At 65.6% G+C, this 26,946-nt stretch carries 23 protein-coding genes; 7 read left to right on the top strand and 16 right to left on the bottom strand.

The features are described 5' to 3' along the window. Window positions 1-93: 93 nt before the first annotated feature. Window positions 94-1,767: a 2-isopropylmalate synthase gene (gene leuA / locus ACDI39_RS22985; RefSeq protein WP_225787245.1), complete on the top strand. Its 1,674-nt coding sequence runs from the start codon at window positions 94-96 to the stop codon at window positions 1,765-1,767. 163 nt (window positions 1,768-1,930) lie between these two features. On the opposite strand, the gene ACDI39_RS22980 is transcribed toward leuA, so the two are convergent. From ACDI39_RS22980 to ACDI39_RS22955, 6 genes are all read right to left on the bottom strand, one after another. Beyond that, window positions 1,931-3,223 (bottom strand): OprD family porin, encoded by a 1,293-nt coding sequence (locus ACDI39_RS22980; RefSeq protein WP_225787244.1) that lies wholly within the window; start codon window positions 3,221-3,223, stop codon window positions 1,931-1,933. 137 nt (window positions 3,224-3,360) lie between these two features. Beyond that, complete coding sequence (locus ACDI39_RS22975; protein ID WP_225787243.1) at window positions 3,361-4,674, bottom strand: MFS transporter; 1,314 nt, start codon at window positions 4,672-4,674, stop codon at window positions 3,361-3,363. A 204-nt stretch (window positions 4,675-4,878) separates the two neighbouring features. Further along, on the bottom strand, window positions 4,879-5,520 hold the full coding sequence (locus ACDI39_RS22970; RefSeq protein WP_225787242.1) for an N-carbamoylsarcosine amidohydrolase: 642 nt from the start codon (window positions 5,518-5,520) through the stop codon (window positions 4,879-4,881). Between the two features lie 14 nt (window positions 5,521-5,534). Continuing rightward, on the bottom strand, window positions 5,535-6,287 hold the full coding sequence (locus ACDI39_RS22965) for a maleate cis-trans isomerase family protein (protein ID WP_225787241.1): 753 nt from the start codon (window positions 6,285-6,287) through the stop codon (window positions 5,535-5,537). Between the two features lie 13 nt (window positions 6,288-6,300). Further along, window positions 6,301-7,107, bottom strand: a complete 807-nt coding sequence (gene nicD / locus ACDI39_RS22960) for an N-formylmaleamate deformylase (protein WP_225787240.1) — start codon at window positions 7,105-7,107, stop codon at window positions 6,301-6,303. Continuing rightward, window positions 7,104-8,252, bottom strand: a complete 1,149-nt coding sequence (locus ACDI39_RS22955; RefSeq protein WP_486537081.1) for an FAD-dependent monooxygenase — start codon at window positions 8,250-8,252, stop codon at window positions 7,104-7,106. Before ACDI39_RS22955 ends, nicD begins: the two co-directional genes overlap by 4 nt. 329 nt (window positions 8,253-8,581) lie before the next feature. Here ACDI39_RS22955 and ACDI39_RS22950 point away from each other — a divergent pair, with 329 nt between their 5' ends. The 4 genes from ACDI39_RS22950 (at window position 8,582) to ACDI39_RS22935 (ending at window position 14,482) form a co-directional block, all read left to right on the top strand. Then, the gene (locus ACDI39_RS22950) at window positions 8,582-9,634 is read left to right on the top strand and encodes a 2,5-dihydroxypyridine 5,6-dioxygenase (RefSeq protein ID WP_253090598.1); all 1,053 of its coding nucleotides are present in this window, start codon (window positions 8,582-8,584) and stop codon (window positions 9,632-9,634) included. Window positions 9,635-9,718: 84 nt separating this feature from the next. Further along, window positions 9,719-10,201, top strand: a complete 483-nt coding sequence (locus ACDI39_RS22945; protein WP_225787237.1) for a MarR family winged helix-turn-helix transcriptional regulator — start codon at window positions 9,719-9,721, stop codon at window positions 10,199-10,201. Between the two features lie 235 nt (window positions 10,202-10,436). Continuing rightward, the gene (locus ACDI39_RS22940) at window positions 10,437-10,904 is read left to right on the top strand and encodes a (2Fe-2S)-binding protein (RefSeq protein WP_486537080.1); all 468 of its coding nucleotides are present in this window, start codon (window positions 10,437-10,439) and stop codon (window positions 10,902-10,904) included. Window positions 10,905-10,918: 14 nt separating this feature from the next. Beyond that, window positions 10,919-14,482: a molybdopterin cofactor-binding domain-containing protein gene (locus ACDI39_RS22935; RefSeq protein WP_486537079.1), complete on the top strand. Its 3,564-nt coding sequence runs from the start codon at window positions 10,919-10,921 to the stop codon at window positions 14,480-14,482. A 3-nt stretch (window positions 14,483-14,485) separates the two neighbouring features. Here the strand turns inward: ACDI39_RS22935 and ACDI39_RS22930 are convergent, their stop codons facing one another. After that, on the bottom strand, window positions 14,486-15,124 hold the full coding sequence (locus ACDI39_RS22930) for a TetR/AcrR family transcriptional regulator (protein WP_225787234.1): 639 nt from the start codon (window positions 15,122-15,124) through the stop codon (window positions 14,486-14,488). A 118-nt stretch (window positions 15,125-15,242) separates the two neighbouring features. On the opposite strand from ACDI39_RS22930, the gene ACDI39_RS22925 reads away from it, so the two are divergent. Further along, on the top strand, window positions 15,243-16,214 hold the full coding sequence (locus ACDI39_RS22925) for an XdhC family protein (RefSeq protein ID WP_486537078.1): 972 nt from the start codon (window positions 15,243-15,245) through the stop codon (window positions 16,212-16,214). Window positions 16,215-16,346: 132 nt separating this feature from the next. On the opposite strand, the gene ACDI39_RS22920 is transcribed toward ACDI39_RS22925, so the two are convergent. Genes ACDI39_RS22920 through zwf form a run of 3 tightly spaced genes read right to left on the bottom strand, consistent with a single transcriptional unit; the run spans window position 16,347 to window position 19,208 of the window. After that, a complete protein-coding gene (locus ACDI39_RS22920) occupies window positions 16,347-17,021 on the bottom strand; it encodes a bifunctional 4-hydroxy-2-oxoglutarate aldolase/2-dehydro-3-deoxy-phosphogluconate aldolase (protein WP_225787232.1) in 675 nt (224 codons plus the stop codon). A gap of 17 nt (window positions 17,022-17,038) precedes the next feature. Continuing rightward, window positions 17,039-17,752 carry a 6-phosphogluconolactonase gene (gene pgl / locus ACDI39_RS22915; protein ID WP_253081244.1) on the bottom strand — a complete coding sequence of 238 codons (714 nt, stop codon included), beginning with the start codon at window positions 17,750-17,752 and terminating at the stop codon, window positions 17,039-17,041. Next, a complete protein-coding gene (gene zwf / locus ACDI39_RS22910; RefSeq protein WP_225787230.1) occupies window positions 17,739-19,208 on the bottom strand; it encodes a glucose-6-phosphate dehydrogenase in 1,470 nt (489 codons plus the stop codon). Before zwf ends, pgl begins: the two co-directional genes overlap by 14 nt. Window positions 19,209-19,417: 209 nt before the next feature. Here zwf and hexR point away from each other — a divergent pair, with 209 nt between their 5' ends. Beyond that, complete coding sequence (hexR, locus tag ACDI39_RS22905) at window positions 19,418-20,281, top strand: DNA-binding transcriptional regulator HexR (protein WP_225787460.1); 864 nt, start codon at window positions 19,418-19,420, stop codon at window positions 20,279-20,281. On the opposite strand, the gene ACDI39_RS22900 is transcribed toward hexR, so the two are convergent. The 6 genes from ACDI39_RS22900 to ACDI39_RS22875 all read right to left on the bottom strand — a co-directional run bounded on the left by ACDI39_RS22900 (window position 20,274) and on the right by ACDI39_RS22875 (window position 26,888). Beyond that, a complete protein-coding gene (locus ACDI39_RS22900) occupies window positions 20,274-21,128 on the bottom strand; it encodes a D-hexose-6-phosphate mutarotase (RefSeq protein ID WP_225787229.1) in 855 nt (284 codons plus the stop codon). The two genes, hexR and ACDI39_RS22900, sit on opposite strands and share 8 nt — an antisense overlap. A gap of 117 nt (window positions 21,129-21,245) precedes the next feature. Further along, entirely contained in the window at window positions 21,246-22,547 is a 1,302-nt protein-coding gene (locus tag ACDI39_RS22895) for a carbohydrate porin (protein WP_253102001.1), read from the bottom strand. A gap of 82 nt (window positions 22,548-22,629) precedes the next feature. Next, the gene (locus tag ACDI39_RS22890; RefSeq protein ID WP_225787228.1) at window positions 22,630-23,784 is read right to left on the bottom strand and encodes an ABC transporter ATP-binding protein; all 1,155 of its coding nucleotides are present in this window, start codon (window positions 23,782-23,784) and stop codon (window positions 22,630-22,632) included. A gap of 3 nt (window positions 23,785-23,787) precedes the next feature. After that, on the bottom strand, window positions 23,788-24,624 hold the full coding sequence (locus ACDI39_RS22885) for a carbohydrate ABC transporter permease (protein ID WP_225787227.1): 837 nt from the start codon (window positions 24,622-24,624) through the stop codon (window positions 23,788-23,790). After that, entirely contained in the window at window positions 24,617-25,525 is a 909-nt protein-coding gene (locus ACDI39_RS22880; protein ID WP_225787226.1) for a carbohydrate ABC transporter permease, read from the bottom strand. Before ACDI39_RS22880 ends, ACDI39_RS22885 begins: the two co-directional genes overlap by 8 nt. Window positions 25,526-25,625: 100 nt before the next feature. Further along, on the bottom strand, window positions 25,626-26,888 hold the full coding sequence (locus ACDI39_RS22875; RefSeq protein WP_253101986.1) for an ABC transporter substrate-binding protein: 1,263 nt from the start codon (window positions 26,886-26,888) through the stop codon (window positions 25,626-25,628). Window positions 26,889-26,946 lie beyond the last annotated feature (58 nt).

Genomic DNA, 26,946 nt, shown 5'->3' with positions numbered 1-26,946 from the left:
GCACGACTACCAGGGTGAATCGCGTCGCCTCGCCTTTTCATCTCGTTACGTCCGGCAGGCCCGATCACGGCCGCACACTAAAGGATTGCTTCCATGACCATGCTCAAAGACCCTTCGAAGAAATACCGCGCGTTCCCGACCATCGACCTGCCCGACCGCACCTGGCCGTCGAAGACCATCACCCAGGCGCCGATCTGGTGCAGCTCCGACCTGCGTGATGGCAACCAGTCGCTGATCGAGCCAATGGACTCGGAGAAGAAGCTGCGTTTCTGGAAGACCCTGGTGCAGGTAGGCGTCAAGGAAATCGAAGCGTCCTTCCCGTCCGCCTCGCAAACCGACTTCGACTTCGTGCGCACCCTGATCGAGGACGGCCACATCCCGGACGACACCACCATCCAGGTGTTGACCCAGGCCCGTGAAGACCTGATCGCCCGGACCTTCGAGTCCCTGCGCGGGGCCAAGAAGGCCATCGTCCACCTGTACAACGCCACCTCGCCGTCGTTCCGCCGCATCGTCTTCAACCAGGACAAGCAAGGCGTGAAGGACATCGCGGTGAACGCGGCCAAACTGTTCGTCAAGTACGCCGCCCAGCAGCCGGAAACCCAGTGGACGTTCCAGTACTCGCCGGAGACCTTCAGCGCCACCGAACTGGAGTTCGCCAAGGAAGTCTGCGACGCGGTGATCGAGGTGTGGAACCCGACCCCCGAGCACAAGATCATCCTCAACCTGCCGGCCACCGTCGAAGTGGCGACGCCGAACGTCTACGCCGACCAGATCGAGTGGTTCTGCCGCAACATCAGCCGTCGCGACAGCGTGATCATCAGCCTGCACACCCACAATGACCGTGGCACCGGCATCGCCGCCACCGAGCTGGGCCTGATGGCCGGCGCCGACCGCGCCGAAGGCTGCCTGTTCGGCAACGGCGAGCGCACCGGCAACGTCGACCTGGTCACCCTGGCCCTGAACCTCTACACCCAGGGCATCGACCCGCAACTGGACTTCTCCGACATCGACGGCGTGCGCAAGGTGGTCGAGGAGTGCAACCAGCTGCCGGTGCACCCGCGTCACCCGTACGTCGGCGACCTGGTCCACACCGCCTTCTCCGGCTCGCACCAGGACGCCATCCGCAAAGGCTTCGCCCAGCAGAAGGACGGCGAACTGTGGGAAGTGCCTTACCTGCCGATCGACCCGGCCGACATCGGCCGCAGCTACGAGGCGGTGATCCGCGTCAACAGCCAGTCCGGCAAGGGCGGCATCACCTACCTGCTCGAGCAGGAGTACGGCATCAGCCTGCCGCGCCGCATGCAGATCGAGTTCAGCCAGGTGGTGCAAGGCGAAACCGACCGCCTGGGCCTGGAAATGACCGCCCAGCAGATCTACAGCCTGCTGCACAAGGAATACCTCCAGGCCAACACCCCGTACGCGCTGGTCAGCCATCGCCTGCAGGAAGAAAACGGCCACAGCGCGGTGGAAGTGGAAGTCGCCGGTGAAGGCGAGACCACCCTGCACTGGCGCGGCAAGGGCAACGGCGCCCTGGAAGCCCTGGTCGCCGGCTTGCCGATCGGTGTGGAGATCATGGACTACAACGAGCACGCCATCGGTGCCGGTACCAATGCCAAGGCCGCGGCCTACATCGAGCTGCGCGTGGCCGGTGGCCGTCCGGTGCATGGCGTGGGCATCGACGAAAACATCACCACCGCCAGCTTCAAGGCCCTGTTCAGCGCGCTGAACCGCTCGCTGAGCCAGCAAGCAGCGAAGGCGGCATAAGTCACACCGCAACATGCAAAGCCCCTGTCGAAAGACAGGGGCTTTCTTGTGCTCGACAGTTAGAGCGAAACGTAATTCGTTGATTTGGGCAAACCCTGTGGACATTCCGTCAACCGAATGTTCTGCGTGCGGCAGCGCTGCCCGGAGGGCTGGGTCATCTCCCTCAGAACAACTTGATCGTATAGCTCAGGATCAACCGGTTCTCATCGATATCCGTGCGGTAGTTCGATCGCGCCACCACGTTGCGGATACGTACGCCAACGCCCTCCAACGGCCCACTCTGCACCACATAGGCCAGGTCCAGATCGCGCTCCCAGTCACGCCCCTCGAAGCCCAACCCCGTCTCCACGTCCTTGCCCTTCACATAGCGCAAGGTCGACGTCAGCCCAGGAATCCCCAGCACCACGAAGTTGTAGTCATGCCGGACCTGCCACGAGCGCTCGCCCGGGGCGGCGAACTCGTAGGTGGGCAGCGTGTTGCCCAGCGGGTTGGTGTTGGCGCCGACCTGGATGAAGCCGTCGTCGCCACCGATCTGCTGGTAGCCCAGGTAGAAGGTATGCCCGCCGTGCTTGGCGGAGAACAAACCGAACAACGCATGGTTGTCGTACTCGCCGGCGATCTGCCGGCCGTCCTCGCGGGCATCGAAGTAACCTGCGTTGACCCCCAGCACCCAATCCCCCACCGGCTCGGCATGCTTGAAGCTGTAGAAACGCTGCTGGTAGATGTCCTCGAGTTGCGCCTGCCACACCCCGACACTGGTGCGGTTGTCGTTGAAGGCATAGTCGGCGCCGACGTAGTTGAAGCGGTCGCTGGTGAAACGGGCCAGGCGCTGCGGGTTGATCGGGTCGTTGACCAGGGCATACATCTTCTGGTCGTTGGACGAGTCGCGCAGGCGGGTGGAGCGGAACTGGCCCGCGCTCAGGGTCAGCCCCGGGAACTCGCGGGATTCGAGCATCGCGCCCTGGTAGGTCGGTGGCAACAGGCGCAAGTCGCTGAACACCAGCACCGGCAGGTTCGGCATTAGCTCGCCGATCTTCAGTTCGGTCTTGGAGGCCTTGAACTTGATCGCCGCACCCAGGCGGCCGTACTCGTCCGCCGACTCACCGTCGGCGTGCGTGGGCAACAATCCCGACCTGGCCCGGTCAGGGCTGCTGTCGAGCTTGATGCCGAGCAGGCCGATGACATCGACACCGACGCCGACCGTACCCTGGGTATAGCCGGAGCTGGCATTGAGGATGAAGCCCTGTGCCCATTCCTCGGTCTTCGATTGCCTGTTCGCCCCCTGGATATCGGAATAATCGCGGCTGAAGTAATAGTTGCGGGCTTGCAGGGTGGCCTGGGCACCTTCGATGAAACCGGCTTGCTCGGCGACCGACTCACCGCACAGGGCGGCGGCCAGGCAACCGCCAGTCAGGCGAACGGCCGGGTTGAGACGCTGTGACATTCGGGCATGCATGGAACGACTCCTGGATTTCGGGCAATGGCGATCCGTCGCGGTGGCCTGGGGCCAACCACGGGCGGAGTGCGACAAGGGGGATCGGCAAGCGGACCCAGGGCCCGCCTGCACTGCCGTTACGAAAGCCGGTCGGCCGCCTAGCGGTTGACCAGCTTGGCCGGCAAGGCGATCACCAGGAAGCAGCTGAGGATCAGGCAGCCTGCGAACACCCACAGCGCGGCATGGGAGGTGCCGGTAAGGTCGGTCACCAGGCCCATCAGCGAGTTGCTCACCAGGCCCGCGATGTTGGCCAGCGAGCAGGCCAGGGCGAAGCCGGTGGCCGCGGCGGTACCCTTGAGGAACGTCGCCGGCAGGCTGAAGAACACCGGTACCGCGCCGATGATCGCAGCCGAGGCGATGGAGAACAGCACCACGGTCACCACCAGGTTGTAGCTGAACAGGGTACTGCCGGCCATGGCGAACGCACCGATGACGAAGGGCACGATGATGTGCCAGCGGCGTTCGCGATGACGGTCGGAGCTCGCACCGATCATCAGCATGCCGAGCAAGGCGGCAAGGCTGGGGATGGCGGTCAGCAGGCCGATGTGGAAGGTGTCGCTGACGCCCGCGTCGCGGATGAAGGTCGGCATCCAGAAGCCCATGGCATAGGCGCTGAGCAGGATGGAAAAGTCGATGCCACCGAGCATCCACACCTTCAGGTTGAAAAAGCCATCGCGGAAACTGTGCTTGCTGCCCTTCCCTTCCGCGTCATCGGCGGCGAGATCGCTGGCCAGTTGCGCCTTGTCGTCCTCCGACAGCCACTTGGCCTGCTGGAAGTTGTTGGGCAGCGCCCAGAAGGTCAGGATACCGAGCAGCACACTCGGGATCGCCTCCAGCAAGAACAGCCATTGCCAGCCGTGCAAACCGTGCACCTGGTCGAAATGGCCCATGATCCAGCCGGAGATAGGCCCGCCGATCACGCTCGACAGCGGCAGCCCGATCATGAACAGGGCGATGATGCGCCCACGCCGGTAGGTCGGGTACCACATGGTCAGGTAGTACAGCACGCCCGGCAGGAAGCCCGCCTCGGCGGCCCCCAGCAGGAAACGCAGGATATAGAACTGGGTGGTGCTGGTGACGAACATGGTGCAGGCCGAGAGCAGGCCCCAGGTGATCATGATACGGGCGATCCAGATCTTCGCACCGACACGCTCGAGGATCAGGTTGCTGGGCACTTCGAAGATGATGTAGCCAACGAAGAACAGCCCGGCGCCCAGGCCATAGGCCGCGGTGCTGAACTGCAGGTCTTCGAGCATCTGCAGCTTGGCGAAGCCGACGTTGATGCGGTCGAGATAAGCGGCGAGATAGCAGAAGCACAGGAAGGGGATGAGCCTCCATGTGATCTTTCGATAAAGCGCTTGTGTGCCATGGTCGGCTTCGCTATGGACCGTGGTTGCATTCGCAATGGGCATTTTCTGTCTCCTGGCGGCGACTTGTGGTTGTTGTATAGGCCAGCAGTTTTCGACGCTCCGGGAGCGCCGCGAACTACAAGCGACTTTCCAGGGCAGCGTCACAAGATCCCCGAGCGCTCCTGCGGGGAGGTCGCCCAGACAGCAGGCGGCCAGGGAACGGGCTTCCCGCGCCGTTCCTCGATTGTTATGGGTGCGCCGGTCGAGTCAGCCGGCCAGGCGCGCCAGTTGTTCCATGGCTTCCTGCCGACTGACGACATCGCCGTACTTGCTGTCGATGTCGAACAGGTTGGCCTCGTGGGGAGCGGGATGGCGATCGCCCACGCATTCACGAACCACGATGGTACGGAACCCATGCTGCACGGCGTCCACCGCGCTGGCACGGATGCAGCCGCTGGTGGAGCAGCCGGCCAGCACCACGGTGTCGACCCCTTGTGCATGCAGCAGCGAGGCCAGGCTGGTACCGAAGAAGGCACTGGCGTACTGCTTGCTGATCACCGGCTCCCCTGGCCGTGGCGCCACCGGGGCGCAGAACGCCGCCAGCGGGTTGCCCTCGACCATGTCCTTCATCACCGGCGCCTTGCGCACCCAGATACCCCCATCGGCGAAATGCCCAGGCTGGTAGCGGATGTTGGTATGCACCACCAGGGTACCGCAGCCACGGGCCAGTTCCAGCAGGCCAGCGGCCTGCTCCACCGCCGACACCACGCCCGGGGCGTAGAGCGGCGCACCTGGTGTGGTGTAGCCCTGCATGAAGTCGATCAGCAGCAAGGCAGGCTTGCGGCCGAAGCCGATGCGCTGGCCCCACACGCCCTGGTAGTTGTCGCTTGCACTCTGCACGTCGCTCATTTCCGCCTCCCGACTCAGTAGGCGCCCGACAGCAAGGCACCGGCACCCGGCACCACTGGCTCCAGGTCCAGGGCCTTGAGCATGGCGTAGGTGGTGGCGATGGCCGCAGTGACCACCGGCTTGCCGGTCTGCGCCTCGACCTTGGCCACCGCCGACAGCGACTGCATCTGCACGCAGGCCGACAGCACCACCACATCGACGCCTTCCAGGTCCATGTCGGCGACGATACCGGGCAGGTTGGCCGGGTCGTGGCGGGCCACGGCGAGGTTGTCGGGGATTTCCAGCGCGCGCCAGTCCTGCACCTCGAAGCCTTCTTCACGGATGTAGTTCACCACCAGTTCGGTGAGCGGCTTCATGTAGGGCGCGACGATGGCGATGCGTTTGGCCTTCATCACGTGCAAGGCTTCGACCAGGGCACCGGCGCTGGTGATCACCGGGGCCTGCGCCTCATTGTCGGCGGTGGCCTTTTGCAGGCGCTTTTCCGACTGGCGATGGTAGCCCAGCCCCATGGCCATGATCGCCACCAGGCAGGCGTAGCCCAGCACGTCGACCTTGGCGTCGGACAGCTCGACCGCGCAACGGTCGGACTCGGCGTCCATCGCCGCCAGCTCTTCCTTCTTCACCTGTTTCATGCGCATGCGGCTGGAGTGGAAGGTGAAACGCTCGGGACGGATGGCCTGGCGCGCCATGAGCATCGCCGGGATCTCGGTTTCCATGGTGGTGTTCGAGCTCGGCACGATCTGGCCGATGCGGTACAGCTTGGTCATGTTGCGTGCTCCTTCAGACGAGAGGTTGGCCGAGGAAATCGCCGAACGCGGCGAAGAAACCTTCAAGGTCATCCCAGGGAATCATGTGCCCGGCGTTGTCGACGTGAACCACCTGGATATCCGGCTTGAGCTCGCGGATCTCGGCGATGTCCTGGGGCTGGATCACGCCGCCGCGCCCGGCCACCATCAACAGTGCCGGCTGGCTCACGGCGGGCAGGTACTGGTGGATATCCACCTCGTGGAAGTCCTCGAAGGCGCGCACGATCGCCGGCTCATGGCAGGTGTGCAGCCACTCGGCGCGCAGTTGCAGTTGCTCGTCGCTCCAGGTCGGGCAGAACGCGCGCATGTCGTCGCCGGTCATGCCGATGCTGGCCTGGCGGATCGAGTCCACGTACCACGGCAGCTTGCTCGGATACACGCGGCGCCCCGGCCCGGAGACCGGCGGGTCCACCAGCACCAGGCGCTGCAGGCCCGGTGCGCCCGCGGCGGCGGCACGGATGGCGAAACGCGCCCCCATCGAGTGGCCGAGCAGGTCATAGCGCTCAAGGCCCAGGGCCTCGGCGAACGCCGGGATGTCCGCGGCGCAGGCATCGGTGCCATAGTCCAGGCCCGGACCGCTGGAGGACAGGCCACGGCCGCGTACGTCGAGCACGTAGGCGTCGAAGTGCTGGCCCAGGCGCTCGGCCACGAAGCCCCAGGTGATCGCCGGGCTGGTGATCCCCGGCACCAGGATCAGCGCCGGGCCCTTGCCACCGTAGCGCAGGTAGTGCTGGCGGATGCCGTTGGCACTGACGTTGCCACCCTCGACGAAGGTGCTCATGCCGCCTCCCCGCTCTTGAGCTGCTGGCCGTAGAGGTCATAGCCATAGACCCACGCCGGATCTTCCTGGGTACGCAGGAAGGTGTTGGCGTTGGACACGGCCTGCACTCGCGAGGCGCGCTCCTTGCGGTTGGCCTCGTACAGGGCGAAGGCGGTGTGGTGGTCGGACAGCCCGGTTTCCTCCAGGCAGCGGGTCAGCATGGCGGCATCCTCGATGGCCATGCAGGCGCCCTGGGCCATGTGCGGCTTCATCGGGTGACAGGCGTCGCCCAGCAGCACCAGGCGGCCACGGCTCCACAGCGGCAGCGGGTTGCGGTTGCGCAGCGGCCACTTGGTGATCGACTCGGTGGAGCGGATCAGGTTCTGCACCGTCGGGTGGTAACCCTCGAAGGCCGCCAGCATCTCTTCCTGGCTGCTGTCGACGAACGGGCCCTGGAAGTCCCAGGCCTCGTGCGGCACGCCGGTGACGAAGTAGTACTCGTCCCGCTTGCCGGTGGTGTAGTAGACCATCATGTGACGGTCCTCGGTCCACCACTTCACGCAGTCTTCGAACACGTCCGAATAGCGCGCCAGTCGCTCGCCGCGGATCAGCGCCCGGTGGGCGACCCAACCGCTGTAGATCGGTGCTTCAGCGCCCAGCAGCGCTTCGCGGATCTTCGAGTGGATGCCGTCGGCACCGATGACGATGTCAGCCACGGTGCTGGTGCCGTCGGCGAAGGCCAGGTGCACCTGGTCGCCATCATCGACGATGCTTTCCAGGCGCTTGCCGAAATGCACGGTGCCCGGCTTGATGGCGGCGATTTGCAAGGCATGCAGGTCGCCACGGTGAATGGTGATGTACGAGGCGCCGTACTCGCGACGGGCGAACTCGCCAAGGGGAATGCGCGACAGGTAGTCGCCGCTCAGGCCGTCGCGGCTGAACCAGAAGTCCGGGTGGGAGCTCATCAGCTCCAGCTTCTGCTCCAGCCCCATGCGGCGGAAGATCTTCATCACGTTCGGGCCGATGTGGATACCGGCGCCCAGCCGGGTGAACTCCGGTGCCTGCTCATAGACCTCGACGTCGAAGCCTGCCTGCTGCAACAACGTCGCGGCGGCCGCACCACCCAGCCCTGCACCGACGATCGCGATTTTCTGTCTACCCCGCATGGGCATGTCTCCTCTTGTTCTGATGGATCGCAAGCGGGAGGTCCCGCCTGGCGATTTACAGTGTATACGCTGTATTTTTTCAAAGTGAAGATGCTGCGCCAGGATATTTTCAAACAACCGATTGAAGTCGACGAACGGCCTACTGTTACCGTATTCATTGATAAATGTGTGCTTTCGTAACGAACCGATACAGTGCTTGCGCTTTGTTCGGGGATGCGCTTTTCTATTGCAAATAGGGTGTACACACTATTTTTAAGCACCACGACGAAGCACGCGGCACCACCATGGTGCAACGGCCTCCCCCTTCACGCCTGACCAGGAGAAACCCGATGCCGGTTAGCAACGCAGAACTGACCCAGATGTTCGAGCACGTGCTCAAGCTGTCCCGCGTGGACGAAACCCAGAGCGTGGCCGTGCTCAAGAGTCACTATTCCGACCCACGCACGGTGAACGCGGCGATGGAAGCGGCGCAGCGCCTGAAGGCCAAGGTCTATGCGGTGGAGCTGCCGTCGTTCAACCACCCCAGGGCCATGGGCAACGACATGACCGCCTACTGCGGCGACACGGCGCTCACCGGCAACCTCGCCGCCCAGCGCGCCCTGGAAGCCGCCGACCTGATCGTCGACACCATGATGCTGCTGCACTCCCCCGAGCAGGAGCAGATCCTCAAGACCGGCACGCGCATCCTGCTGGCCGTGGAGCCGCCGGAAGTGCTGGCGCGGATGCTGCCGAACGAAGAGGACAAGCGTCGCGTGCAGGCCGCCGAGGCCATGCTCAAGCAGGCGCGCGCCCTGCACGTGCGCTCCAAGGCCGGCAGCGATTTCCATGCCCCGCTGGGCCAGTACCCGGCCGTCACCGAATACGGCTACGCCGACGAACCCGGGCGCTGGGACCACTGGCCCAGCGGCTTCCTGTTCACCTGGCCGAACGAGGACAGCGCGGAGGGCACCCTGGTGCTGGACGTGGGCGACATCCTGCTGCCGTTCAAGACCTACTGCCGCGAACGCATCACCCTAGAGATCGAGAAGGGTTTCATCACCGGCATCCACGGTGGCTTCGAGGCCGAGTACCTGCGCGACTACATGAAATACTTCGACGACCCCGAGGTGTACGGCATCTCCCATATCGGCTGGGGCCTGCAACCCCGCGCCCAGTGGACCGCCATGGGCCTGCACGACCGCAACGACGGCATGTGCATGGACGCCCGCGCCTTCTATGGCAACTTCCTGTTCTCCACCGGCCCCAACACCGAGGTCGGCGGCAAGCGCAAGACGCCGTGCCACATGGATATCCCGCTGCGCAACTGCGACATCTACCTCGACGACCAGGCCGTGGTGCTGGCCGGCGACGTGGTCGCCCCCGAGGCCTCCAAAGCCCGCTAGCCCTGACCCGCGGCTTGGTTATACTGGCCGGACGCTCCGCTACCGGGGGCCGGCCAGCCCCCTCCACACAAGCCAAGCCATCACATGCCCAGAAAACCCAGCCCAGCTCCCGCCGCCCCACAGATCGACGCCACGCCCTACGATGTCACCGAACAGATCGGCCACCTGCTGCGCAAGGCCTATCAGCGGCACACGGCGATCTTCCAGCAGCAGGCCTGCGACCCGCAGCTCACCTCGATCCAGTTCGTCACCCTGTGCGCCCTGCGCGACAACGGCCCCAGCTCCCAGGCCGAGCTGATCAAGGCCACCGCGGTGGACCAGGCGACCATTCGTGGCATCGTCGAGCGCCTCAAGAGCCGTGGCCTGATCCAGCTGTCGCCAGACCCAGGCGACCGGCGCAAGGTCATCGTCGAACTCACCGAGGCGGGCAACACCCTGCTCGACGCCATGATTCCCTGCGCCCGCCGGATCAGCGAACTGAGCATGGGCAGCCTGAACGCGGCGGAGCAGGTGGCGATCCTGTTCCTGCTGCGCAAGATGATCGACAGCGACGAGTCGGCTGGCTGATCCGTCCTGGGGCAGTTTTCTTCACAAGCGTTCATGCCATTCGGGGCCGCTTCGCGCCCCATGATGGCAACGCACGACTTGACTGACTGACATAGCCGCAATCATCCCTGGCCTGCTTCTTGCCTACTCATTTAATGTAGTGAGTACTTACCGAAAAAACGCACCCGTTGAGTCCTTTGGTAGCGCCCCGGTACTCGCCCATGAACGGCAAGCAACCTCCAGAGATGAGCGAACCATGCAAAAAGACATCTCCCTGCGAGTCAACGGCCAGACAGTCGAGGTCAGCGCGACGCCCGACACGCCACTGCTCCTGGTCCTGCGCAACGACCTGTGCCTGAACGGCCCGAAATACGGCTGCGGCCTGGGCGAATGCGGCGCCTGCACGGTGATCATCGACGGTGTCGCGGCACGCGCCTGCGTGATCCCGCTGTCCGGTGCCGAAGGCCGCGAGATCACCACCCTCGAAGGGCTCGGCAGCAAGGCCGCGCCGCACCCGGTGCAGCAGGCGTTCATCGACGAGCAGGCAGCGCAATGCGGCTACTGCATGAACGGCATGATCATGACCGCCAAGGCCCTGCTCGACCGCATCCCCAACCCCAACGACGAACAGATCCGCAACGAACTGTCCGGCAACCTCTGCCGCTGCGGCACCCACGTCGAAATCCTGCGCGCCGTGCGTCGCGCAGCCGGCCGCCAGGCCTGAGCCCGGAGACAAGCATGAATCACTCACAGCAGGTTCCCACCCGCGACCAGTTGCTGGCCAAGACCGGCGTACTGCTCATCGTCGACGAGATCGTCCCGCCCTCGGGCCCGGTGGCCAAAGGCGTGACGCCGGAGGTCAAGGACAAGGAGCTGGCGCTGTTCCTTGCCGTCAGTGACGATGGAACGGTCTACGCCTTCAACGGCCACGTGGACCTGGGCACCGGCATCCGCACCTCGCTGGCGCAGATCGTCGCCGAAGAACTGGATCTGCGCATGGACCAGGTGCACATGGTGCTCGGCGATACCGAGCGGGCACCGAACCAGGGCGCCACCATCGCCAGCGCCACCCTCCAGATTTCCGCCGTGCCGCTGCGCAACGCGGCGGCGGAGGCACGGCGCTTCCTCCTGCGACGAGCAGCGCAGCAGCTGGCTGCCGATGTTGAGCAACTGCGCATCGAGGACGGCGTGGTGATCGCTGGCGACGGCCGTGCACTGGCGTTCGCCGAGCTGGTGCGCGGCGAGCACCATCGACTGCGCATCTGCGGCGACGCGCCGCTCAAGCGCATCGAGGACTACCGCCTGGTCGGCCGTAGTGCCGCGCGCGTGGACATCCCCGGCAAGGCCACCGGCGAGCTGACCTACGTCCACGACATGCGCCTGCCCGACATGCTTCATGGCCGCGTGGTACGCCCGCCCTACGCCGGCTACGACAGCGGCGAATTCGTCGGCAACAGCCTGCTGGCGGTGGACGAATCGTCGATCGCCCATATCCCCGGCGTGGTCGCGGTGGTGGTGATCCGCGATTTCGTCGGCGTGGTCGCCCAGCGCGAAGAACAGGCAATGCGTGCCGCGCACGAACTGAAGGTCAGCTGGAAACCCTGGACCGGCAAGCTTCCCGACCTGTCCGACGTGGCCCAGGCGATCCGCGACAACCCTAGGGTCCAGCGCACCGTGCTGGACAAGGGCGATGTCGACGCCGGCATCGCCAACGCCAGCCAGCGCCTGAGCCGGAGCTACCTGTGGCCGTACCAGTTGCACGGCTCGATCGGCCCGTCCTGCGCGCTGGCCGACTACACCGAAGGGCAGATCCGCGTCTGGTCCGGTACCCAGAACCCGCACCTGCTGCGCGCCGACCTGGCATGGCTGGTGGAATGCCCGGAAGAACGCATCGAGATCATCCGCATGGAAGCGGCCGGATGCTACGGGCGCAACTGCGCCGACGATGTCTGCGCCGATGCGCTGCTGTTGTCACGCGCAGTAGGCCGGCCGGTGCGGGTGCAACTGACCCGCGAGCAGGAGCATGTGTGGGAACCCAAGGGCACGGCGCAACTGATGGAGATCGATGGCGGGCTCAACGCCGACGGCAGCGTGGCCGCCTACGACTTCCAGACCAGCTACCCGTCCAATGGCGCCCCCACCCTCGCCCTGCTGCTGACAGGAGCCGTGGAGCCGGTGCCGGCGCTGTTCGAGATGGGCGACCGCACCTCGATCCCGCCCTACGACTACGAACACATGCGCGTCACCATCAACGACATGACCCCGCTGGTGCGGGCCTCGTGGATGCGCGGCGTATCGGCCTTGCCCAACAGCTTCGCCCACGAGTCGTACATCGACGAGCTGGCCTTCGCCGCGGGCGTCGACCCGGTCGAGTACCGCCTCAAGCACCTGTCCGACCCACGGGCCATCGACCTGGTCAAGGCCACTGCCGAGCGCGCCGGCTGGCAACCCCACGACGCCCCCATGCAGACCCCGGCCGAGGGTGACGTGCTGCGCGGTCGGGGCTTTGCCTATGCGCGCTACATCCACAGCAAGTTCCCCGGTTTCGGTGCGGCCTGGGCGGCCTGGGTCGCCGATGTCGCGGTGGACCGGCGCACTGGCGAAGTGGCGGTGACCCGCGTGGTGATCGGCCATGACGCCGGCATGATGGTCAACCCGGAAGGGGTGCGGCACCAGATCCACGGCAATGTGATCCAGTCCACCAGCCGGGTGCTCAAGGAGCAGTTGAGTTTCGAAGACTCGAAAGTGGCGAGCAAGGAATGGGGTGGCTACCCGATCCTCACCTTCCCCGAGGTTCCGGACATCGACGTGATGATGCTGCCGCGCCAGCACGAGCCCCCCATGGGCAGCGGCGAATCGGCCTCGGTGCCAAGCGCCGCGGCTATCGCCAATGCCATCTTCGATGCCACCGGCATCCGCTTCCGTGAGCTGCCGATCACCGCCGAACGGGTACGTGCGGCGCTGGGCGGCGATGGTCCCGGCAACGACACGCCAGCGCCCGGCGAGGTGAAGACCAAGCGCTCGAAGTGGTGGTTCGGCTCGCTCGCCGGCCTGTTCGGCGCCGCCCTGGGCATGGCCGCCACCGCCCTGCCCTGGCGCGCCGAGATCGCCCCGGTGACGCCGCCTGCAGCCGGCAGCTGGTCGGCGTCGATGCTCGAACGGGGGCGCCAGGTGGCTGCCGCGGGCGATTGCGCGGTCTGCCACACGGTGAGCGGCGGCAAGGTCAATGCCGGCGGGCTGGCGATGGAAACACCCTTCGGCACGTTGTACAGCACCAACATCACCCCTGACCCGGAAACCGGTATCGGCCGCTGGTCGTTCGCGGCCTTCGAGCGAGCCATGCGCGAAGGCATCAGCCGCGATGGCCGGCACCTGTATCCGGCCTTCCCCTATACCTCGTTTCGCAACATCACCGACGGCGACATGCAAGCACTGTATGCCTACCTGATGTCCCAGGCCCCGGTACGCCAGGAAGCGCCCGCCAACCAGATGCGCTTCCCATTCAACCAACGCCCGCTGATGGCTGGCTGGAACGCGCTGTTTCTCAAGCGCGGCGAGTACCAGCCCGACCCGCAGCGCAGTGCACAGTGGAACCGTGGTGCCTACCTGGTCGACGGCCTGGGCCACTGCACCGCCTGCCACTCGCCGCGCAACCTGATGGGCGCCGAAAAGGCCGGCAGCAGCTATCTGGCCGGCGGCAAGGTCGACGGCTGGGAAGCACCGGCCCTCAATGCCTTGGGCACGTCGTCGATACCCTGGAGCGAACGCGAGCTGTTCGACTACCTGCGTACCGGTTTCTCTGACAAGCACGGCGTCGCCGCCGGCCCCATGGGCCCTGTGGTCAGCGAACTGGCCACCCTGCCGGAAAGCGACGTACGCGCCATCGCCCATTACCTGGCCTCCCTCGACGGCGAGCCACGAGCGGTAGCGGCCAAGGCACCGCCCCAGGCGGACACACAGGTGTCGCTGAGCAATGGCGAACGGGTGTTCAAGGGCGCCTGCCAGGCCTGCCACAGCGATGGCCTGGGACCGAAGCTGTTCGGCGTCAGCCCGTCGATGGCGGTCAACAGCAACGTCCACAGCGACCTGCCGGACAACCTGCTGCGCGTGGTGCTGCACGGCATCCCGACCCCGGCGACCCGCGACCTGGGCTACATGCCGGGCTTCAGGGACAGCCTGTCGGATCGGCAAGTGGCAGACCTGGCAGCCTACCTGCGCCAACGCTTCGCCGCCGACAAACCGGCCTGGGAAGGGTTGCAGGCCAGGAGCGCACAGGTACGCGCCAACCCCGGCAGCCACTGAGCCTCAGCGGCGCAGACCGCGCAGGGCCAGGTCGCTGATGAAGTGCAGCCAGTCGTCCTTGGCGCGCTTGTCGGTGAGGTCCTCGGCAAGGAACGAGCTCAAGGTGTAGCAATTGGAGTTATAGAAGTAGCAGAGCGAGGCGATCATCAGGTAGGCGTGCTTGATGTCGATGTCGTCACGAAACAGGCCCTTGGCCTGCCCGGCTTCGATGATCGGCCGCAACACGCCGACCGCCTCGCCCGACAGCGCCTGCAGGTTCAGGGATTTGCGGGCGTGCTGGCCCTGGTGCAGGTTCTCGGTGGCAAGGATGGTGACGAACTCCGGGTGACGCAGGTAGTAGTCCCAGATGAACGCCACCAACTGGCGCAGCGCGGCCTCGGGGTCGGCGAGGTCGAGCCGCAGCTTGCCCTCGGCCTTGTTGAAGCTGGCATAGATATGTTCCAGCACGCTGATGAACAGCTTCTCCTTGTTACCGAAGTAGTAATAGATCATCCGGTCGTTGGACTTGGCCAGCTTGGAGATTTGCTCGATGCGCCCGCCGCTGAAGCCGTGCTTGCTGAACACCCGCACCGCCGCCTTGAGGATGCTGTCCTTGGTACGGTCGGCCTGCTGGGCACGAACGCCGGTTTTGCGATTCTGCATGTTGGTCCCTGTGGGGCAGTGCCAGATGGCCCGGATAGTACCAACACTGCCACAGGGCTCGCGCCTCTGCGCGACTTTTCTGGCGCGATGCACACCCTTTGGAACGAGGTAGCGGAACATGCGGCATCTCGACTTGCAGGTCATAGACCAGGCGCTGCAATGGGCCCGATCGGGCCAGCCGGTGTGGCTGTGCACGGTGCTCTCCACCTATGGCTCGGCACCCCGCTCGCCAGGCGCGATGCTGGTCAGCCGGGGCGTGGCCGGGTACGTCGGGTCGTTGTCCGGCGGCTGTGTGGAAGAAGAGTTCCTGGAGAGCCTCGCACGGGGCGCATTCGCCCGACAGGCGCAGGTGGTGCGCTACGGCGATGGCCAGGAACAGAGCCGGCGCCTGCGCCTGCCCTGCGGCGGCGTCTTGGTGGTGCTGGTGGAGCACCGAGCGCCGGATAGCGACTGGCTGGAGCACCTCGAGGCCCTGCGTAGCGCGCTGCTCGGCCAGCGTCGGCTATCACGCCAGGTGAGCCTGGCAGATGGCGCCTTGCGCATCGATACCCACGGCGGCCAGGGCAATGCCCGCGTACGCCTGCTCGATGATGCGGTGCATATCGACATCGGCCCGGCCCTGCGCCTGGTGCTGGCCGGCCTGTCGCCGGTGGCCGAAGCCTGCGCCGACATCGCCCGTACGCTCGGCTGCGAGGTGATCGCATGCGATCCCCGGGAAGAAATGGCGCACATGCAGCTCGACGGCGTGCAGATGCACCGCATCCTGCCTTCGATGTACATCGCAGCGCACGGCTGCCATGCCGCGACGGCCGTGGTGGCGCTGACCCACGACCCGAAGATCGACGACCTGGCGTTGATGGAGGCGGTCAACACCCCGGCCTTCTACATCGGCGCCATGGGCTCGACCACCACCTCGGCCCGCCGCGCCGAACGCCTGCGGCGCATTGGCGGGCTGACCGACGCACAGATCGAACGCCTGCACATGCCCATCGGGCTGGACCTTGGCAGCAAGTCGCCAGCGGAGATCGCCCTGGCGGTGATGGCGGATGTGCTGCGGGTGTATCGGGGCAAGGCGCGGCATGCGTTGTAGCGGTGCGCAAGGGACGCCGAGCGGCCCCAATGGCGCTGGCACCGGGCCTACCCCACGATGCCTTCTGCCAGGCAAAAAAAGGGGCGCCGACCAAGCGCCCCATAAGCCGTGCAGCACACAACAAATACGATGTCAGTCCAGCAGGGCCATGGCCTCGGCACTGCAGGCCTCGATCCGCGCCCAGTCGCCGTTCTTGATCCAGCTGCTGTCGAGCATCCAGGTCCCCCCCACGCACATGACGTTGGGCAGGGCCATGTAGTTGCGCACATTGGCCGGGTTGACGCCGCCAGTCGGGCAGAAACGAATGTCGCCGAACGGGCCGGCGTAGGCTTTGATCGCCGCCACCCCACCACTGATCTCGGCGGGGAACAACTTGAAGCGCCGGTAGCCGAGGGCGTAGCCCATCATGATTTCCGACGGCGTGCTGATGCCCGGCAGCAGCGGGATGTCGCTGTCCACGCCTGCTTCGAGGATGTCCTGGGTGACCCCGGGAGTCACCACGAACTGCGCGCCAGCGGCCTCGACGGCGGCGAACATGCCGCGGTCCAGCACGGTACCGGCACCGATGCACAGCTCCGGCCGCTGCTCGCGCAGCACGCGGATGGCCTTAAGGCCGTGCTCGGAACGCAACGTCACCTCCAGGGTGCGGATGCCACCGGCGGCCAGGGCGTCGGCCAGGGGCAGGATGTCTTCCTCACGGGCGATGGTGATCACCGGCAGGATGCGCGCCTGGCCACAGATCGCGTCGATCCGGGCGGCTTTCTCGGCCATCGAGAGCAGAGGCTGTGGGCGTTCAAGCGTGGTCATGAGAGTGGATCCTTGGCTCATGGGCACCAGTAGATGTCCAGGGGGTCGTGAAGAAAGGCGCGAATCGGCATTTCGGTTGGGTCGGCGCCCGCCAGGGCGGCGCGCAGGGTAGCGAGTTTGCCCGGGCCTTGCACGGACAGGGCGATGAAGCCGGCGCTGGCCAGCAGTGCGCGGCTCATGCTCAGGCGCTGGCGCGGCACGCTCGGCGCCAGCATCGGCAGGCAGCGGCGCGTGCCGGCAGGGTCCAGGCCTTCGGCCAGGTTGGGGCTGGCCGGGAACAGCGACGCCGTGTGGCCGTCGTCGCCCATGCCCAGCACCAGCACATCGATCGGCGGCAGCTCGGCCAGGGCCTGGTCGGCCAGGGCAGCGGCGGCCTCAAGGTTGTCAGCGCAGTGGTACAAACCGACGAAGCGTGCCTTGGCCGCCTCGCCCGTGAACAAGTGACGCGCCAGCAGCCCGGCGTTGCTGTCGGCATGCGCCACCGGCACCCAGCGCTCGTCGGCCAGGCTCACGGTGACCTTGGCCCAATCCAGCGGCTCGCCGGCCAGGCGCTCGAGAAACGGCACCGGGCTGCGCCCGCCAGACAGCACCAGGCAGGCCTGGCCCTTGGCAGCGATGGCCTGGCGCAGGCACTCGGCCACATCACCGGCCAGGGTCTCGGCCAGCGTGGCGGAGTCCGCCAGTGAGTGCGCCTTCACCTGCGCAGGCAATTGCAGTTCAGATATCGCCATACCACGCCCTCCCATCGCGTGTAATCAGAGCGATCGAGCTCATCGGCCCCCAGGATCCAGCCGCGTAGGGCTTGGGGGCGTCGCCGGCGTTCTTCCAGCCGGCGATCAGCTGGTCGCACCATTTCCAGGCATATTCGATCTCGTCCTTGCGCACGAACAGGTTCTGGTTGCCGCGCATCACTTCCAGCAGCAAGCGCTCGTAGGCATCGGGAATCCGCGCGCTGCGCCAGGTATCGGAGAAATTCAGCTGCAGCGGCCCGCTGCGCAGTTGCATGCCTTTGTCCAGGCCCTGCTCCTTGGTCATCACCCGCAAGGAAATGCCTTCGTCCGGTTGCAGGCGGATGATCAGTTTGTTACCGATCTGCAAACGCTGTTCCGGGGCGAAGATGTAGTGCGGCGTTTCCTTGAAATGGATGACGATCTGCGACAGTTTCTGCGGCATGCGCTTGCCGGTGCGCAGGTAGAACGGCACGCCCGACCAGCGCCAGTTGCGGATATCGGCACGCAGGGCGACGAAGGTCTCGGTATCGCTGGCGGCGTTGGCGTTGTCCTCTTCCAGGTAGCCTGGCACCGGCTTGCCATCGCTGTAGCCGGCGATGTACTGGCCCCGCACCACGCAGGTGCTCAGGGCCTCGCCGGTGATCGGCGCCAGGGCCTTGAGCACCTTGACCTTCTCGTCGCGGATGCTGTCGGCCGACAGGTCGCTGGGCGGGTCCATGGCGATCAGGCAGAGCAGCTGCAACAGGTGGTTCTGGATCATGTCGCGCAGCTGGCCAGCCTTGTCGAAGTAGCCCCAGCGCCCCTCGATACCGACCTTCTCGGCCACGGTGATCTCCACGTGGGAGATGGAGTTCTGGTTCCACTGGGTTTCGAACAGGCTGTTGGCGAAACGCAGGGCGATCAGGTTCTGCACCGTCTCCTTGCCCAGGTAGTGGTCGATGCGATAGACGCGGCTCTCCGGGAAGAAGCGCGCCACGGCGTCGTTGACCCGGCGCGACGACTCCAGGTCGTGGCCGATGGGCTTCTCCAGCACCACCCGGGCACGATCGGCCAGGCCGGCCTTGTCGAGGTTCTCGCAGATCGCCCCATAGACTGCCGCCGGCGTGGCGAAGTAGGCGATCAACGGCAGCTCGCCGGCAACCTGCTCGGCCAGGGCCTGGTAGCCCTCGGGCTGGAGGAAGTCCAGGCGCAGGTAGCTCAGGCGGCCGAGGAATCGCCCCAGGGTCGCCGCCTCGATGTCCGCCTCGGGCACGAAGCGGCGCAGGTGCGCCTCGATGGTCGCCAGGTGCTGCTCGCCGTCGCCTGCCTCGCGGGCCAGCGCCAGCAGGCGGGAATCGGCGTGCAGCAGGCCGGCACGGTCGAGCTGGTAGAGCGCGGGGAACAGCTTGCGCAGTGCCAGGTCGCCGAGGGCGCCAAACAGGGCAAAGGTGCAAGGTTCTACACTGATCGCAGCCATGATGTTGGTTCTTTCCTAAAGTTGACCTAGGAATATCGTGTTCAAACACGATTTTCAAGGGGTAATGTAGTAAAAACTACAACATTACCGACAAATGTTACAGACAAGTGGTGCGGCAACCTTACCGCCAGTACGATAGACACCGTGCAAAAAGCCTGCTGTTCCACCAGCCGGCCGTCTTCCCGACCCAAGGACATACCATGGACCGCGTGCGAAACCTCCTGGAACAGATCCAGGGACGCCTCGACGAGCTGAACAAGGCCGAACGCAAAGTCGCCGAGGTCATCCTGCTCAACCCGCAACAAGCCACCCGCTTCAGCATCGCCGCCCTGGCCCAGGCGGCCAAGGTCAGCGAGCCGACCGTCAACCGTTTCTGCCGCTCGTTCGGCGTCAGCGGCTACCCTGAGCTGAAGCTGCAACTGGCGCAGAGCCTGGCCAGCGGCGCCGCCTACGTCAGCCGCGCCGTGGAGGCCGACGACGATCCGGCCGCCTACACCCAGAAGATCTTCGGCAGCGCCATCGCCTCGCTCGACAGTGCCTGCCAGCAGCTCGACCCGCAGCAGGTCAGCCGCGCCGTGGACATGATGATCCAGGCCCGGCAGATCCACTTCTTCGGCCTCGGCGCCTCGGCCCCGGTGGCCCTCGACGCCCAGCACAAGTTCTTCCGCTTCAACCTGGCCGTGTCGGCCCACGCCGACGTGCTGATGCAGCGCATGCTGGCCTCGGTGGCGCACACCGGTGACCTGTTCGTCATCATCTCCTACACCGGGCGCACCCGCGAACTGGTGGAGGTGGCGCGCCTGGCCCGGGAAAACGGCGCCTCGGTGCTCGGCCTGACCGCCGCCGGCTCGCCGCTGGCCAAGGCCTGCAGCCTGAGCCTGCACATCCCGCTGCCGGAGGACACCGACATCTACATGCCGATGACCTCGCGGATTATCCAGCTCACCGTGCTCGACGTGCTGGCCACCGGCATGACCCTGCGCCGTGGCGTGGACTTCCAGCCCCACCTGCGCAAGATCAAGGAAAGCCTCAACGCCAGCCGCTATCCCATCGAGGACGACGAGCTCAACTGAGCCGATGCGCCTGCAGGCGCAGGTGGGCACGCTGCCCCGGCGCCAGGCTCAGGCCCTCGTCACTGCCGCTGGCCGCCTCGACGCAGACGAAACGCTGGCACTCGCGCCCGCTCACGCCCATCAGCGGACGCTTGCCCGGGTGCCAGACCACGGTGTCGTCGCTGTCGCCAGTATCGATGCACAACGCCCGCTCCCAGGCCGGGTCCTGCAATTGCACCCGGGGTGTGCCCGGATAGACCTTCTGGCAACCACCCTTGAGCTTCAGGGCGCCGTCCTCGCGGCAGGCCTGGCGGTTCAGGCGGTCGTAGCCCTCGATATCCTCCAGCCCAGACAGCGCTATCTCCGAGACGTCGCTGATACGCCAGTAAGCCAGCAGCGCATGGCTCAACTGGCAGGGCTCGCTGTCCTGGTGCTCGGTGCTCAGGCGCAGCTCCATGCGGCTGTCCAGCCGCGCATGCAGGTCGACCTGCCAGTCGCACAGCTGCAGGCGCCACCTGAGGGTCACGCCTTCCTCGTCCTCGCGGCTGTCCATCAGCTTCCAGTCGAGCAACCGCGCCCAGCCGTGGGCCGGCCACAGGTCCTCGCTGGGGTGGCGGCCATACCAGGGCCAGCACACCGGCACGCCACCACGGATCGCACCGACCTGCGGCCACTGTTCGGCGCACCACAGCCAAGGCCGTTCGCCGGCCGGCTGGAAATGCAGCAGCTGCGCGCCCTGGCGGCTGAACACCGCCTGGCAACGGGGATGATCGATGATCAGCACATCGCGCTGCTGGTAACGCTCCCACTCGAAGGTCGGCCTGGGCCGCTGCGAGGTGAAGAAGCGATGGAGCGGATGTTCGGGCATGGTTGCAAGGCTCTTGTTGTTGAGATAGCGCTGTCTCGACCTGGGCCCTGTTGCCACTGCGGGCCAGTGGGAACAGGGTTGCCAAGAATGGATGGCGTAAATTTACAACAATTTTTCTCAGAATGACGACTGAATCTTCAGGCCCGCGACCAGCGCGTTGTCCACCTCGTCCACCCCGCCCGGGCTCTTGATGTATTGCAGGTTGGGGCGCACGGTCAGCCAGTTGGTGACGTGGAAGCCGTAGTACAGCTCGGCGTTGTACTCGGTGCGCTGCAGCGGCACGAAGCCTGGGTTGTCGTAGTCGTCGATGCCGCTGGCGGCATTGAGCTGCCCGGCGCGCTTCTTCACGTCGTCGTTGACGTGGATACGGGCGATGCCGAAGCCGATGTCATCCTTGGGCCGGGCATCGAAGGGCCCCTTGTAGACCAGGCCGAGCTGCTGGTAGTTGTCGATGACGTTGGTGGCCTTGTCGTGCACGGTGAAATTGGCGAACAGGCTCAGGCCACGATTGACGTCGCCGCCATGGGCGGTGACCTGCTGCTGCGCCACCACCCACCAGCCATGCTTGCTGGAGTGGGACTTGAAGTCGTTGCCGGTGATGCCTTGGGGCTGGCCATTGACGTCTTCGTAGACATCGTCGGCCTTGGCGGTGCTGTAGTAGTAGCCCAGCCGGTACTCGCCCGGCAGGCCATTGACCTTCGGCGACCAGACCATCTCCACCGGCAGGATCGCCCCCTTGGTGCCGCTGCCGCTGAGCTTGAAGCCGTTGCCGGTCTCCAGGTTCGAGGGGTTCTGCTCGAAGGCGCCGACCTGGACGAAGAATTCCGGGTTGATGTTGTACTTGACCCGCAGGGCCCACTGGCTGACCGGCCAGTTGTACCAGATGTCGCCGACCCAGTTGCCCACCTGGGAGCCGCAGAACGCCAGGTTCTGGAAGTCGCAGGGGAAGCTGTTGAAGTCCTCGCCCTCGCCGAAGCGGCCGAATTTCACGTCCAGGGCGCCGTCGAAGTACTTCTGCTTGATCCACATCTGGGTCAGGCGCCAGGTCTGGCCACGCCCCCAGACCTCCTGGACCGAGCTGAACTGGCCGGCACGCGGGTCGCTGATGCGGTCGTTGGACAGGTTGCGGCCACTGCGCTCGGTGATCGCCAGCTTGAACTCGGCGTCATGCCAGCCAAGGATCTTCTCCAGGTCCAGGTGCGCGCCGAGGGCGAATTGGTCGCTGTAGCGCGCGGTCTTGTCGTCGTTGTAGCCACCGTGCAGGTTGCCGGCTACCTCGCCGACGTAGTCGAGGGTGAAATCGTAGCCTTTCTCCAGCAGTTCGGTGCGGGCTCCGCCCCAGTCACCGGTCATCCATTTCGACTCCGTCGAGAAGGCCTCGGCGGCCTGTGCGCCACTGCTGCCGACGATGGCCAGCATGGCCAGCGCCCCCAGCGTCCCGATGCGTTTGCAATGATCCATCCCTTGTTCCTCATTTCTTGTTATTGATGGTTTAGACGACTCAGCGCCCTTTGAAACGAGCCACGTTGTCCTTGACCACTGGGGCCGGCGTGGCCAGGTCCAGGCGTTCGCCGCTGACCGCGTCGAACAGCAGCACCCGCCCCGGATCGAACTGCAGGTTCAGGCTGTCGCCGACACGGCACGCCACATCCGGCGCCAGGCGGCAGCAGACCTTGGTCTGGTTGAGGGTGACGAACACCAGCAGGTCCGGCCCGGTGGGTTCGATGACCTGCACTTCGGCCCGGATACCCGGCAGGCCGTTGCCCTCCTCCGCCCCCAGGGTGATCTGTTCCGGGCGCACGCCGAGGATGATCTCGCGCCCGTCCAGCGCATCGTCCAGCACGCCGAGCGACAGCTCGCAGCGGGCCTGGCCGCTGTCGAGCAGGGCCAGCAGGCGCCCCTCCTGTTTCGTCAGGCGCACGGGAATGAAGTTCATCGGCGGCGAGCCGATGAAGCTGGCCACGAACAGGTTGGCCGGATCGTTGTAGATCTGCCGCGGCGTGCCGAACTGCTGGATGACCCCGTCCTTCATCACCGCCACCTTGTCGCCCAGGGTCATGGCTTCGATCTGGTCGTGGGTGACGTATACCGTGGTGGTCTTCAGGCGCTGGTGCATCAGCTTGATCTCGGTGCGCATCTCCACCCGCAGCTTGGCGTCGAGGTTCGACAGCGGCTCGTCGAACAGGTAGATCTTCGGCCGTCGCGCCAGGGCCCGGCCCATGGCCACCCGCTGCTGCTGGCCGCCGGAGAGCTGGCCGGGCTTGCGCCCGAGCAGGTGCTCGATCTGCAGGAGCCTGGCGACCCGCGCCACCTCCTCGTCGATGGCCGCCTGGGACATCTTGCGGATCTTCAGGCCGAAGGCGATGTTGTCGCGCACGCTCATGGTCGGGTACAGCGCGTAGGACTGGAACACCATGGCGATGTCCCGGTCCTTGGGGCTCATGCCGCTGATGTCGGCACCGTCGACGAGGATCTCGCCGCCGCTGATGTCTTCAAGGCCGGCGATGCAGTTCATCAGGGTCGACTTACCGCAGCCGGAGGGGCCGACCAGGATCAGGAACTCGCCGGACTCGATGGCCAGGTCGATCGCCTTGAGGGTATCCGGCAGGCCGCTGCCGTAGCGTTTGTTGACGTTGCGAAGTTCGAGCCGTGCCATGTGTCACCCCTTGACCGCGCCGGCGGTGAGGCCGCGCAGGAAGTATTTGCCAGCGAGGACGTAGACCAGCAGGGTCGGAAGCCCCGCGATCATCGCCGCCGCCATGTCGACGTTGTATTCCTTGACCCCGGTGCTGGTGTTGACCAGGTTGTTCAGGGCCACGGTGATGGGCTGGGCGTCGCCGCTGGCGAACACCACGCCGAAGAGGAAGTCGTTCCAGATCTGGGTGAACTGCCAGATCAGGCAGACCATGATGATCGGCACCGACATGGGCAGCAGGATCCGCCCGAAAATGGTGAAGAACCCCGCCCCGTCCAGACGCGCCGCCCGCACCAGGGCCTCGGGCACGCTGCAGTAGTAGTTGCGAAAGAACAGCGTGGTGAAGGCCAGCCCGTAGACGATGTGCACCAGCACCAGGCCGGTGGTGGTACTGGCCAGGCCCAGCTTGCCGAGGGTGAACGAAGCCGGCAGCAGCACGGTCTGGAATGGCAGGAAGCAGCCGAACAGCAGCAGCCCGAAGAACAGCTGCGAGCCACGGAAACGCCACATCGACAGCACGTAGCCGTTGAGCGCGCCCACCAGGGTCGAGATGAGCACCGCCGGCACGGTGATCTTCACCGAGTTCCAGAAGTAGCCGCCTACCGTGTCCCAGGCCTTGATCCAGCCGATACCGGTGACCACTTCCGGCCAGCTCAGCAGGTTGCCGGTGCGGATGTCGTCGGGCGACTTGAAGCTGGTCAGCAGCATCACCACCAGCGGCACCAAGTACAGGGCGCAGGCGGCCAGCAGGGTGGCATGGATGGCCAGGCGGCTGGGGGAGAACCAACGCGGGCTAGTCATGGCGCTTGTTCCTCAGTTCCGAATACAGGTAGGGCACCAGGATCGCCAGGATGGCGCCGAGCATGAGGATCGCACTGGCCGAGCCCATGCCCATCTGCCCGCGGCTGAAGGTGAAGTTGTACATGAACATCGCCGGCAGGTCGGAGGCGTAACCCGGCCCGCCAGCGGTCATGGCGGCGACCAGGTCGAAGCTCTTGATGGCGATGTGGGCGAGGATCATCAGGGCGCTGAAGAACACCGGGCGCAGGCTCGGCAGGACGATGCGCAGGTAGATCCTCGGCAGGCTCGCGCCATCGACCTGGGCGGCACGCACGATCGACGAGTCGACCCCACGCAATCCGGCCAGGAACAGCGCCATGACGAAGCCCGAGGCCTGCCACACGGCAGCGATCACCAGGCAGTAGACGACCCGGTCCGGGTCTACCAGCCAGTCGAAGCGAAACCCCTCCCAGCCCCAGTCGCGCAGGAGCTTGTCCAGGCCCAGGCCGGGGTTGAGCAGCCACTTCCAGGCGGTGCCGGTGACGATCATCGACAGGGCCATGGGGTAGAGGTAGACGGTGCGGATGACGCCTTCGCGGCGGATGCGCTGGTCCAGCAATACCGCCAGCAGCACGCCGACAGCCAGGCTGATGGCGATGAACAGGCCACCGAAGACCAGCAGGTTCTTGCTGGCGACCCACCAACGGTCGTTGTCCAGCAGCTTCAGGTACTGGGTCAGCCCGGCCCACTTGTAGCTGGGCATGAAGCTGGAGTGGGTGAAGGACAGCACGAAGGTCCAGAGGATGTAGCCATAGAAGCCCACCAGGACGATCAGCATACTGGGGGCCAGCACCAGTTTCGGGAGCCAGCGCTGCAGGGCGTCCAGGGGGGAGGCCCGCAGGGTTGCGGTTACTGTGTTCATGAGGAAATCCTGCTGGGGTGCATGGATTTATGGAGTGCGGTGTCAGTTCTGGCCTATTCGCGGCGGTTCGGCGCGGATAGGCCCGAACTGACACCCCGCCTTACTGGGCCGCCTTGATCGCTGCACCCAGTTGCCGGGCCGCCTTGGCCGGATCGGCCTTGGGGTCGTTGAGGAAGTTGGTGACCACGTCGAAGATGGCCCCCTGCACCGCCAGCGACGAGGCCATGTTGTGCGCCATGCTCGGCTGCAGGCCTTCGCCTTTTCCGGCCTCCTGGAAGTCCTTCTGCGACTGCTGGGTGCAGGCGTCGAACGGGCTCATGTCCATGCCCTGGCGCACCGGCAGCGAGCCCTTGGCCTGGTTGAAGGCGGTCTGGAAGGCCGGTTCCAGGGCGACCTTGGCCAGGTCGGCCTGGGCCTTGATGTCGTTGTCGTCCTTGAGCTTGAACATCGCCAGGGAGTCGATGTTGTAGGTGAAACTGCCCTGGGTGCCTGGGAACGGCACGCACTGGTAGTCCTTGCCGGCGACCTTGTGGGCTGCGGTCCATTCGCTCTTGGCCCAGTCGCCCATGATCTGCATGCCGGCCTTGCCGTTGATGACCTCGGCGGCGGCGATGTTCCAGTCGCGGCCGGCGCGGTTGGGGTCCATGTAGCTACCCAGGCGCTGCAGGACCTTGAAGGTCTCGACCATCTTGTCGCCGGTGAGGGTCTGCGGGTCCAGCTCGACGAACGCCTTGTGGTAACCCTCGGGGCCGAGGATGCTCAGCACCAGGCTCTCGAACACGGTGCTGTCCTGCCATGGCTGACCGCCATGGGCCAGGGGCTGGAAGCCGGCGGCCTTGAGCTTGTCGGCGGCGGCGAACAGCTCGTCCAGGGTGGTCGGCACCTTGGCGCCGGCCTTGTCGAACACCTGCGGGTTGACCCACAGCCAGTTCACCCGGTGGATGTTCACCGGCACCGCGACGTAGTGGTCGTCGTATTTCCAGATGTGGGTCAGCTTGGCCGGCAGCAGTTGATCCCACTGGTTGGCCTCGGCCACCTCGTCCAGCTCGGTGAGCAGGCCCAGGGCGCCCCATTCCTGGATGTCCGGCCCCTTGATCTGCGCGGCGGCCGGCGGGTTGCCCGCCACGGCGCGGCTCTTGAGCACGGTCATGGCCGCGGCACCACCGCCACCGGCCACGGCATTGTCCTTCCAGGTGAAGCCGTCCTGCTCGATCTGCTCCTTGAGGGTCTTGACCGCCGCGGCTTCACCGCCCGAGGTCCACCAGTGCAGGACTTCGACGGTGCCGTTGTTGGCAGCGATGGCAGAAAGGGGCATGAGCGAAGCGAGGGAAACGACAGCGGCGAGACGGGTGATCGCATTCATCGTGAAAACCTTTCTTGTTGTTATGCAGGTGCAAGCTGAGGCTTGCGCTTGCCCCGAA

This window comes from Pseudomonas sp. Tun-23181 (assembly GCF_057415455.1).
The sequence above is the reverse complement of the archived record's forward strand: the minus strand, read 5'-3'. Positions and strand labels throughout refer to the sequence as shown.